9 protein-coding genes are annotated in these 11261 nt (G+C 58.4%); 6 read left to right on the plus strand and 3 right to left on the minus strand.

The features are described 5' to 3' along the window. Positions 1–19: 19 nt before the first annotated feature. Together WFN61_RS17010 and WFN61_RS17015 are read left to right on the plus strand one after the other, a co-directional pair. Positions 20–1027, plus strand: coding sequence for a glycosyl hydrolase family 8 (locus tag WFN61_RS17010; protein ID WP_312235037.1), 1008 nt, complete (start codon positions 20–22; stop codon positions 1025–1027). Between the two features lie 159 nt (positions 1028–1186). Continuing rightward, entirely contained in the window at positions 1187–1561 is a 375-nt protein-coding gene (locus tag WFN61_RS17015; protein ID WP_257758756.1) for a hypothetical protein, read from the plus strand. A gap of 137 nt (positions 1562–1698) precedes the next feature. Here the strand turns inward: WFN61_RS17015 and bcsG are convergent, their stop codons facing one another. Genes bcsG through bcsE form a run of 3 tightly spaced genes read right to left on the minus strand, consistent with a single transcriptional unit; the run spans position 1699 to position 5124 of the window. Further along, positions 1699–3378 carry a cellulose biosynthesis protein BcsG gene (bcsG, locus tag WFN61_RS17020; RefSeq protein WP_257758755.1) on the minus strand — a complete coding sequence of 560 codons (1680 nt, stop codon included), beginning with the start codon at positions 3376–3378 and terminating at the stop codon, positions 1699–1701. Further along, positions 3371–3565 carry a cellulose biosynthesis protein BcsF gene (gene bcsF / locus WFN61_RS17025; protein ID WP_186370577.1) on the minus strand — a complete coding sequence of 65 codons (195 nt, stop codon included), beginning with the start codon at positions 3563–3565 and terminating at the stop codon, positions 3371–3373. Before bcsF ends, bcsG begins: the two co-directional genes overlap by 8 nt. After that, on the minus strand, positions 3565–5124 hold the full coding sequence (gene bcsE, locus WFN61_RS17030; protein ID WP_337038980.1) for a cellulose biosynthesis c-di-GMP-binding protein BcsE: 1560 nt from the start codon (positions 5122–5124) through the stop codon (positions 3565–3567). The genes bcsF and bcsE overlap by 1 nt, the downstream gene beginning before the upstream one ends. A gap of 168 nt (positions 5125–5292) precedes the next feature. Here bcsE and bcsR point away from each other — a divergent pair, with 168 nt between their 5' ends. The 4 genes from bcsR to bcsB are packed head-to-tail and all read left to right on the plus strand — an operon-like array spanning position 5293 to position 11258. Then, positions 5293–5484 (plus strand): cellulose biosynthesis protein BcsR, encoded by a 192-nt coding sequence (gene bcsR, locus WFN61_RS17035; protein WP_144817945.1) that lies wholly within the window; start codon positions 5293–5295, stop codon positions 5482–5484. A gap of 14 nt (positions 5485–5498) precedes the next feature. Continuing rightward, positions 5499–6266 carry a cellulose biosynthesis protein BcsQ gene (bcsQ, locus tag WFN61_RS17040; RefSeq protein ID WP_257758754.1) on the plus strand — a complete coding sequence of 256 codons (768 nt, stop codon included), beginning with the start codon at positions 5499–5501 and terminating at the stop codon, positions 6264–6266. Next, positions 6263–8881 carry a UDP-forming cellulose synthase catalytic subunit gene (bcsA, locus tag WFN61_RS17045; protein ID WP_337038981.1) on the plus strand — a complete coding sequence of 873 codons (2619 nt, stop codon included), beginning with the start codon at positions 6263–6265 and terminating at the stop codon, positions 8879–8881. The genes bcsQ and bcsA overlap by 4 nt, the downstream gene beginning before the upstream one ends. 10 nt (positions 8882–8891) lie before the next feature. Further along, complete coding sequence (bcsB, locus tag WFN61_RS17050; RefSeq protein ID WP_337038982.1) at positions 8892–11258, plus strand: cellulose biosynthesis cyclic di-GMP-binding regulatory protein BcsB; 2367 nt, start codon at positions 8892–8894, stop codon at positions 11256–11258. Positions 11259–11261 lie beyond the last annotated feature (3 nt).

Genomic DNA, 11261 nt, shown 5'->3' on the forward strand with positions numbered 1-11261 from the left:
CACAGTGAGTTTAGCCACGATGAGTTTAACGAGGGTCAAGCGTGTAGTTGCCGCGACGGTTGTTCTGGTAGGCCTGCTGTCGGCCTCAGTTGCTCAGGCAGGCACCGCCTGGGATACCTACAAATCCCGCTTTCTGATGCCGGACGGGCGTATCGTGGATACCGGCAACAAAAACGTCTCCCATACCGAAGGGCAGGGCTTCGCCATGCTGATGGCGGTAGCCAATGACGATCGCGCCAGCTTCGACAAGATGTGGGCCTGGACAGAGAAGACCTTAAAGAACAAGGATAGCGGGCTGTTCTACTGGCGCTATAACCCGGTCGAGCCGGACCCCATCCCCGATAAAAATGACGCCACCGACGGCGACGCGCTGATCGCCTGGGCGCTCCTGAAGGCCGATGCGCGCTGGCATGACGGGCGCTACGGTGCGGCCTCTGATGCTATCACCAAAGCGCTGGTGAGCCACACGGTGATCAACTTCGCGGGCTACCGCGTTATGCTGCCGGGCGCTAAGGGGTTCAACCTCAATAGCTACGTGAATCTCAACCCCTCCTATTTCATCTTCCCGGCGTGGCAGGCGTTCGCCGACCGCAGCCACCTGACGGTGTGGCGCGATCTGATCCGTGACGCGAAGACCCTAACGGGCAAGATGGGCTGGGGCGAAGCGAATCTGCCTACCGACTGGGTCGCGCTGGCTGCCGATGGCAAGATGCAGCCCGCCAAAGAGTGGCCGCCGCGCATGAGCTATGATGCGATACGTATTCCGCTCTACATCGCCTGGCAGGATCCGAACAGCGCCCTGCTAACGCCGTGGCGCAGCTGGTGGCAGAAATTTAGCCGCAGCCAGACCCCGGCCTGGGTGAACGTCACCACTAATGAAGCCGCGCCTTATAATATGAACGAAGGGCAGCTGGCGGTGCGGGATCTCACCCTCGGCACGAAAAACGGCGAGCCGCAGATTACCGCTCAGGATGACTATTATTCAGCAAGTTTGAAGATGCTCTCCTGGCTGGCGGAACAGCGTTAGCAGGCAATAAAAAAGCCGGGTGGCGGCTTCGCCTTACCCGGCCTACAAAATAATATTCATTATTTAAATGAATATTTCATAGGAATGCATCCATTATCTAAATAATTGTTTGCTATTTTTACGGTGCTATAGTAACCATTTATATGAGAGGGTTACAGGGTGTCTGCTATTAAATTTTCAATGATATTAATGGGTTGCGTTGCGACATGTAGTTGTAATGGCAATCATGGAATAGATATTGGCAAATGGCGAACCGTATCAGTAGATAGTCAAAGAGTATGCTATAGCTTTGATAAAAGTGATGTGTTGAGTGATTATCATATAGGCCTTAACGAATCAGGAAAAGACACCGTCCTCACAGATAGCGGTTATTATCCTGTGCATTTATCTTATCCTCATACATGCATCAATATAAACTTAAAGCCGGGTAATCAGTATTACACGGTTTATAAACTTAACGGCGTTAAATACCGTTATGAGTTTATTATAGATAACACCTGGAATGTGCTTAGCCTGAAGCAAGGTTTAAAATGAGCGTTAGTATACTTCGGGTAAGTGGTGCACCGCCGGGTGGCGGCTTCGCCTTACCCGGCCTACAAAATAGATGCTAGTCGTTGATACCGGCGTGCACCGTAGGCCCGGCAAGCGGTGCGCCGCCGGGCGTAACGGTATTACTGCGGATACGGTACCCAGTCCCCGCCGTTAAGACGAACGTACGGTTTGTTCTGGTACTGGATCACAATGGCGTTGGCGTTCTCTGACACCGGAGCCGTCTGCGGCAGGTTGCTGGTCAGGCTCTCCCAGTTAACGCTATCCTCGGTAAACAGCTTGCCGTCCACCGCACGGGCAACCAGATCCGATACCGCCAGGAAGCTGCTCGGCTGATCGATTACCACCGGCGCGCCCTCGTGCGGTGCCTTCATGCCGAAGAACTTGATCCCGGCCGGGACGTTGGTAATAGACGGGCTAGGAATATCGCGCAGGCCGGAGACCTGCATCTTGTCGCCCTGCAGCGCGCCGCCGTGCTCCGGCACCATCACCACCATCACTTTACGGCCCGATTTTTCCAGTGTAGTAAAGAATGCATCCAGCTCGTCAAACAGCTTCTGGGCGCGCACTTTGTAATCCGCCGTTTTGCTCACACCTGGGAAGTGGTTCCCGTCGTGCAGCGGCAGCAGGTTAAAGAAGGTTGCCGTACGCTGGTTCTCTTTTCCATCCTGGGACTGCATCCAGCGGTTAAGCACCGCGGTGTCGTCGTACACCGGCGAGCCGTCAAAGGAGAGCAGGGCGGTCGGCAGACCGGTCTGATCCATCAGCGGGGCCTGCATGCCGCCGTTATCACGCACCTCTTTCAGGAAGCCGCCGAATACGCCGTTGTGGTCGAGCATAAACTGCTGCGAGAAGCCAAGCTGCGCCAGGTTATCAAACAGGTAACACTGGTTGCCCGCCTGCTGATAGAGGTTTTTGTGCGACGGCTGGCCGCAGCTGGCGCGCAGGAGACGAATTGCCGCCGGGCCGCTGTAGGAGGTCGCAGAGTTGAAGTTTTTGAACTGAATATCGAAATGCGACCACAGCGGATGCGACATCAGGCCCGCCGCCTCAACGTCCGCCCATGACAGGGAACAGATGTTGATCACCAGCAGCTCAAACGGCTGGGCATCAGCAGGCAGCTGCGTCGGGAAGCGGATCTGGCGCTTGGCTTCGGCGGTGTAGAAGCTGTTCAGCCACGCGTCGAGATTGGCCGTGGTCGGCGGCGCGGTCTGCGCGGGGATATCGCCAACGACCGGTTTATCTCCCGCAGCGGCGATAGTGGCCGCCGCGTTACCGCCGGTGGTGGTCACGGTATTGGTTGGCTGACCGGCCGGCCACAGAGAGAACGTCGGCCCGGTCAGGGTCAGCACGTTCAGCCAGACCATAATCGCCACCACAAAAACGGTGACGCGGATCCACTGCGCCAGGAAGAGCCAGGCGACCAGCAGAACAAAAATTCCGCCGATCATCTGCCAGTTAATAAAGCGCGTCACCAGGTCAATGAGATAGTCGGCGCTGAATCCGGCCACCTGCGATCCCTGGCTGAGCATGCTCTGCGGGCCGGGAAGCCAGGTGTCGTGCCAGAAGAGCGCAATGCCGACAGGAATGGCGATCCAGTGGCGCAGGCGGTGCACGCTACGTCGCGGAATCGGAAGCAGCAGGAACGCCATAAACACCAGGTTTAACAGCGCGTGAAAGTTAAGGTAGCCTGCCCACAGCAAACCAAATTTCACCAGGAAATAGAAGTTCCAGCCGGCAAGGCCGCGCCAGTATTGCCACAGCGGTGAGGGCGTAGAGGCATTGAGGGTTTGATTAGTCATCTTTTCGTTTTGCCTTGACGGTCGAAGCACTGCGCCATATGCCTACCGGTTTTACATAGCGCGGTTTAATAAACAGCATGCGAAACACGGCCCTGATGCGCCGAATAGAGTGGCGCGTCATATAGCCGAGAGGGAAAAAGATCAGGGCGCACAGCACCACCAGCTGAATAATATCGCTTAACTGCATCATGATGTCTGCTCCGAAGCCCCGCCGGGCAGCCGGTGCGGCTGTGGAATGCGCCGCCAGCTCTGGCCGTTATGCTCAGCGTTAAGAATGGGGTTGGGCCCGTCGATTACCGGCAGCGGTTTACCCCACTTCTCCGGCACCAGGGCACGCATCTGCACCAGCTCGGCGGCGATCTGGTTATCTTCAAACCACACTACCCGGTTCGAGAAGATATCCGGGATGGGCAGCGGGAAGATATGGTTCAGGGCCGTATCCAGATCGTTGATCCGGCAGAAGGAGAGGAACAGCATCAGCCGGTTATCACCGATGGTCATGATATCGCCCACGCGGTTAGGGCGGCACAGGGTCAACGCCTGCTCCACGCGGATGCCAGGCACCGGACGCAGCGCAACCAGCACGCCTTTGCCATCGGTCGGCAGCAGCGTATTGCTGAGCATATTGCTTACGGCGTCGCAGAAGGTATCCCACGTCTGGTAGCCACGCAGCTTCAGAGGCTGGGTCATGGTCAGCAGGGCGGCGATATCTTCCGGCACCGGACGGTTAAACTGTTGCCCCTGCACGCTCTCGATCAGCGTCAGGCAGCGGGAGAGGGGCGCGTTCCACGGGATCACCATATTTGCCCCGCAGCCCAGCAGCAGGCGCTCGTCGGTGGCGCGCAGGCTAGCATTCTTCTCGCGCACGATGATTTTCAGCGTGCTGCCGCGCTGGCGGCGCAGGGTGTGGATATGGCGGGCCAGCCCCTCAATCTGGTTGTTCTGCATCAGCGAGAAGATAATGGTGGCCGCCTGCGTGGTACGCGCCTCGCTAAACAGGGCTTCGTTATTATCAAACAGCGTCCAGTGTTCGGAAAGCGGCGGAGCGCCCTCTAATACCATTACGTTACTCAGGATACGTTTTTCATCGCTGCGCGGCTGCACCGACGCCTGCTCCTGCTGCGCTATTTTCCAGCTGCCGTTATTTTGCTCAACAATAAGCTGCTGGCGGGCGCTGACGCCTTTTTCGTTAAACCAGAAGGCGACGTCATAGAGATGTATATCGGCCTGGGTACGCAGGCTCGCCAGGCCAAAAAGTGAGCGATACTCGCCCATCAAAAATGAGTATTGCTTATCATTATTGTTGCCGGGGTTAACTATCAACAGTGTGCAGTCGTGATATTTTGTCCAGGCATGTATTTTTTCTAACCAGCCACGCAAATGATCGGCGGATATATTTTGCCAGGCATTATTGGCGCAGAGTAAAACCAGGAAATAGTGTTGGGGGTCAATAGCGCTCAGGAGATCGCGGGTAAAAAAGGATAGTCCATCCTTATGATTAGGCATAGTAAAAAGATGGATTTTATCAGGAGCGTGACCCGGCTCTAAATTAATAATTTTATTGGGATCGCTACCCATAGTAATCAGCGCCATCCGGCTTTTTTTATGCTGAGCAGCAAGGGTATGATTGACCAGACTTATGGCATCCTCTTCGCGATCGGCGTTGACCCACCAGACTCCGCCGGCTGGCATGTGGCTCAACTCATCCCATAATGACTGGATGCCAAGGGTAAATATGGGCTTCACGGTGTCTCTCTTAATCAAATTCGTCTGCACCTTAGTTTACTAGCGAAAGCCGAGAAATAAACCTAACATTGAAATTAAAGAGCATCACATTTAGCATGTAAATGAATTTTCAGCGGCACCCTGCGTTGCTACCGTTCGTCTGTTTTTCATCAATGAGATGCAGTAAAAATGTCTAATAAAGAGTTTACGAGCCAGACTGATTCAACGCTGGGTTATACCTTCCAAAATGACTTTCTGGTCTTAAGTCGGGTGTTTTCACTGCCAGATATTGATTACACCGATATATCCCAACGTGAACAGTTAGCTACAGCGATAAAACGCTGGCCGCTGCTCGCTGAGTTTGCCCGTCAAAATAATTAATAAGGAAGACGTGGATGGCTATTCTGGGTCTGCAAGGCATTCGCGGAGGCGTGGGGACCACATCGGTAACCGCAGCGTTAGGCTGGGCGCTACAGCTGCTGGGGGAGTCGGTGCTGATGATCGACGCCTCTCCAGACAACATGCTGCGCCTCTCGTTCAACGTGGAGTTTACCCACGCTGATGGCTGGGCGCGGGCGCAGCTGGATGATAAAGCGTGGCGCGATGCGGGCCAGCGCTATACCTCGAATCTCGATCTGCTGCCGTTTGGCCAGCTGACCGCCGGCGAGCGGGAGAACGTCTACGCCCTGCACGATCGCCTGGCCCCGCTTACCGCGGCGCTTCAGGCGCTGAAGGCCGAGGGGCACTACCAGTGGATCCTGCTCGACCTGCCGGCGGACTTTACGCCCCTGTCGCGGGAGCTGCTGGCCCAGTGCGACCATACCCTCACCGTGGTGAAACCTGATACTAACTGCCACGTGCGTCTGCATCAGCAGGCACTGCCGTCGGGCACGCATCTGCTCATTAACGACCTGCGCATCGGTAGCCAGCTACAGGACGATCTCTTCCAGGTGTGGCTACAGAGCCAGCCCCGGCTGCTGCCGATGGTGATCCACCGCGATGAGGCGATGGTAGAGTGCCTGGCAGCGAAGCAGCCTCTGGGCGAATATCGCAGCGACTCGCTGGCGGCGGAGGAGATCCTGACCCTGGCCAACTGGTGCCTGCTGCACTGCGCCGGGCCGGATCGCCTCACCCGCGATCGCCCTAGTGAGCCTGCGCTATGAGTCGTCTTGCCGCCTTGCTGCTGATCCCCCCGGTGAACGCCCGCCTGAGCGAGCGTTACCAGCTTTACCGGAGCCACGGCGCACCGGCGTTTAGCGCAGCCCTCGGCTGCCTGTGGACAATTCTTGCCTGGCTGTTTATTCCGCTGGAGCACCCGCGCTGGCAGCAGCTTCGCGCCCGCCACGCGGAGTTTTACCCCCATATTCGCGCCGAGCGCCCGCGTCCGCTCGATCCGGCCCGCTATCTGCTGCAAACCCTCTGGCTGCTGATCGGTGCGCATAACGCTCCGGCCGCGCGGCCACGCAAGAGCAAGCGCGCACGCTTTACCCATTTCCGCCGCCGCTACCTCACCTGGCTGGACACCCTGCCAGCCAGGGTGAGCAGCCGAACAAGCCATATGGAAGGGGAGAAAGAGCTGGCCCACCTCAAGCCAGGCGTGCGTCGTTTTATCATTGGTGTGATTGTTTTCTTCTCGCTGGTCCTTGCTCTGCTCTGCATCACCCAGCCGTTTAACCCGTGGTCGCAGTTTATCTTCCTGCTGCTGCTGTGGGGCGTGGCCCTGCTGGTGCGCCGTATTCCAGGGCGCTTCTCGGCATTAATGCTGATTGTCCTGTCGCTGACCGTCTCCTGCCGCTACATCTGGTGGCGCTACACCTCGACGCTCAACTGGAACGATCCGGTCAGCCTCGTGTGCGGCCTGGTGCTGCTATTCGCCGAAACCTATGCGTGGATTGTGCTGGTGCTCGGCTACTTCCAGGTGGTGTGGCCGCTTAACCGTCAGCCGGTATCGCTGCCGAAGGATATGTCCCTGTGGCCGTCGGTGGACATTTTCGTGCCGACCTATAACGAAGATCTCAACGTGGTGAAGAACACGATCTACGCCGCGCTGGGTATCGACTGGCCGAAAGAGAAGCTGAAGATCTGGATCCTCGACGACGGTGGCCGCGAGTCGTTTCGTCAGTTTGCCGAGACGGTGGGGGTAGAGTACGTCGCCCGTACCACTCACGAACACGCGAAAGCAGGCAACATCAACAATGCCTTGCAGTATGCGAAAGGCGATTTTGTCTCGATCTTTGACTGCGACCACGTGCCGACGCGCTCGTTCCTGCAGCTGACCATGGGCTGGTTTATCAAAGACAAGAAGCTGGCGATGATGCAGACCCCGCACCACTTCTTCTCGCCGGATCCGTTCGAGCGTAACCTGGGCCGCTTCCGCCAGACGCCGAACGAAGGCACCCTGTTCTACGGCCTGGTGCAGGACGGCAACGACATGTGGGATGCCACCTTCTTCTGCGGCTCCTGTGCGGTGATCCGCCGTGGTCCGCTGGATGAGATTGGCGGCATTGCGGTAGAGACCGTGACCGAGGATGCGCACACCTCTCTGCGACTGCACCGTCGCGGGCACACCTCGGCCTATATGCGCATTCCGCAGGCGGCGGGGCTGGCAACCGAGAGCCTCTCTTCCCACATTGGGCAGCGTATTCGCTGGGCGCGCGGCATGGTACAGATCTTCCGGCTCGATAACCCGCTGTTTGGTAAAGGGCTAAAGCTGGCGCAGCGGCTCTGCTACGTCAACGCCATGTTCCACTTCCTCTCTGGTGTGCCGCGGCTGATCTTCCTCACCGCGCCGCTGGCGTTCCTGCTGCTGCACGCCTATATCATCTATGCGCCGGCGCTGATGATCGCCCTGTTCGTGCTGCCGCACATGGTTCACGCCAGCCTGACTAACTCCAAAATTCAGGGTAAATACCGCCACTCGTTCTGGAGTGAAATCTACGAAACGGTGCTGGCCTGGTATATCGCCAGACCCACCATGGTGGCGCTCTTTAACCCGCACAAGGGCAAGTTTAACGTGACCTCAAAAGGCGGCCTCGTCGAGGAGGAGTATGTCGACTGGGTGATCTCCCGGCCCTATATCTTCCTGGTGCTGCTGAACATTGTCGGCGTGCTGGTGGGCGTCTGGCGCTACTTCTACGGCCCGGAGACCGAGATGCTGACCGTGGTTGTCAGTATCGTCTGGGTCTTCTACAACCTGATTGTGCTGGGCGGTGCGGTGGCGGTGTCGGTAGAGAGCAAGCAGGTGCGCCGGGCGCATCGGGTTGAGATCTCTATGCCAGCGGCCATTGCCCGCGACGATGGTCATCTCTTCTCCTGTACGGTGCACGACTTCTCTGACGGCGGGGTAGGGATCAAGATCAACGGCCAGTCGCAGGTACTGGAGGGACAGAAGGTCAATCTGCTGCTTAAGCGCGGCCAGCAGGAGTACGTTTTCCCGGCCCAGGTGGCGCGCGTCAACGGCAAGGAAGTAGGCCTGCAGCTGATGCCGCTGACCACCCGCCAGCATATCGATTTTGTCCAGTGTACCTTCGCGCGTGCGGACACCTGGGCGCTCTGGCAGGACAGCTTCCCGGAAGATAAACCGCTGGAGAGCCTGTTGGATATTCTTAAGCTTGGCTTCCGTGGCTACCGCCACCTGGCTGAATTTGCTCCATCGTCCGTGAAAATGATTTTCCGGACGCTTACTTCCCTGATCTCCTGGGTTGTATCGTTCATTCCCCGCCGACCTGCGCGGGGCATGGTGGTGCAGCAGCCGGATCCGGTTATGGCCCAACTATGATGATAATGCGATGAAAAGAAAACTTTCCTGGATTTGTGCAGTGGCGGTTGGGATGAGTGCTTTCCCGTCGTTGGTCACCCATGCAGCACCGGCCAATTCGATGGTTACCGTGCCTGCCGCACCCGAGACGCCTGCCGCGCAGGCCGCTGTGCCCGCTGCTGCTGCCGAACCGCAGACCGTCGGCCAGGTGATGCCTGGCGTCACCGGTGCCAATGCGCCTATCGTTGCGGAGAACGCGCCGTCGCGGGAGGTTAAGCTCTCTTTCGCCCAGATCGCCCCGCCACCGGGCAGCATGGTGCTGCGTGGCGTTCAGCCCGACGGCCAGATCGAGTTTGGGATGCGCAGCGACGAAGTGGTGTCGAAAGCGATGCTGAACCTGGAGTACACCCCGTCGCCGTCGCTGCTGCCGGTACAGTCGCAGCTGAAGGTCTATCTGAACGATGAGCTGATGGGCGTCCTGCCGGTCACCAAAGAGCAGCTAGGCAAAAAGACGCTCGCCCAGCTGGCTATCGACCCGCTCTATATCACTGACTTCAACCGGGTGCGGCTGGAGTTCGTCGGTCACTACCGCGACGTCTGCGAAAACCCGGCCAGCAGCACGCTGTGGATGGACGTCGGGCGCAGCAGCTCTCTGGAGATGACTTACCAGACCCTGCCGCTGAAAAACGACCTGTCACACTTCCCGGTGCCGTTCTATGACGCCCGTGATAACCGTCCGCTGGTACTGCCGATGGTCTTTGCTGGCGCACCGGCGCTGGCGCAGCAGCAGGCGGCGGGCATTGTTGCCTCCTTCTTTGGCTCCCGCATGGGCTGGCGCGGCCAGAGCTTCCCGGTGCTCTACAACGGCCTGCCGGATCGCAACGCCATCGTGTTTGCCACCAACGATAAGCGTCCAGATTTCCTGCGCGACGTGCCGGCGGTGAACGCCCCGACGGTAGTGATGATGGATCACCCTCAGAACCCGTACGTGAAGCTGCTGGTGGTCCTTGGCCGCGACGATAAAGATCTGCTCCAGGCGGCGAAGGGCATTGCCCAGGGCAACGTGCTGTTCCGGGGCGATCGCGTAGAGGTAAACGATGTTAAGCCGCTGCTGGCCCGTAAGCCGTACGACGCACCGAACTGGGTGCGTACCGACCGGGCGATCTCGTTTGGCGAGCTGAAAAGCTACGAGGAGCAGCTGCAGTCGGTTGGCCTTGAGCCGAACCCGATCAGCGTGGCGCTGAACCTGCCGCCGGATCTCTATCTGCTGCGCAGCACCGGCATCGATATGGATCTCAACTATCGCTACACCGCGCCGCCGACCAAAGACAGCTCGCGGATGGATATCAGCCTGAATAACCAGTTCCTGCAATCTTTCAGCCTCACCAGCAACCAGGATACCAACCGCCTGCTGCTGCGCCTGCCGGTTCTGCAGGGGCTGCTGGATAGTAAAACCGCCGTTACTATTCCGGCGCTGCAGCTGGGGGCCCTCAACACGCTGCGCTTTGATTTCCAGTACATGAACCCGATGCCGGGCGGCACCGTCGATAACTGCGTCACCTTCCAGCCGGTGCAGAACCGGGTGGTGATTGGCGATGACTCGACCATCGACTTCTCGAAGTACTATCACTTTATTGCGATGCCGGACCTGCGCGCCTTTGCTAACGCGGGCTTCCCGTTCAGCCGAATGGCGGACCTTGCGGACACCATCGTGGTGCTGCCCGCTAACCCGACCCAGGGCCAGCTGGCGACGCTGCTGGACTCCATCGGCCAGCTTGGGGCGCAAACCGGCCTTCCGGCGGTTAACCTGACCCTGACCAATGACGGCAGCCAGATCCAGAACAAGGATGCCGACGTGCTGGTCATCGGGACCATTCCGGATAGCCTGAAAGATGACAAGCGCATCGACCTGCTGGTGCAGGCGACGCAGAGCTGGGTGAAGACCCCGCAGCGCCAGACGACCTTCCCGTCTATCGTCCCGGATAACACCGATCGCCAGGCTGATGCCCAGACGGCGGTGACCTCCAGCGGCCCGATGGCGGCCATTGTCGGCTTCCAGTCCCCGTACAACGATCAGCGCAGCGTCATTGCCCTGCTGGCAGACAGCCCGCGCGGCTACGAGCTGCTGAACGAGGCGATGAACGACAGCGGTAAGCGTGCGGCAATGTATGGTTCCGTCACGGTGATCCGCGAGTCCGGCGTAAATGGTCTGCGGGTAGGGGATATCTACTATGTCGGCCACCTGCCGTGGTTCGAGCGTATCTGGTATGCGCTCTCTAACCACCCGGTGCTGCTGGCGGTGCTCGCCGCCGTGAGCGTCGTGCTGCTGGCCTGGGTACTGTGGCGTCTGCTGCGTATCATCAGCCGTCGCCGTCTCGACCCGCATGATGATGAGTAAGCC

The organism is Pseudescherichia sp. AS216, assembly GCF_037152055.1.
Classification (GTDB): domain Bacteria; phylum Pseudomonadota; class Gammaproteobacteria; order Enterobacterales; family Enterobacteriaceae; genus Pseudescherichia.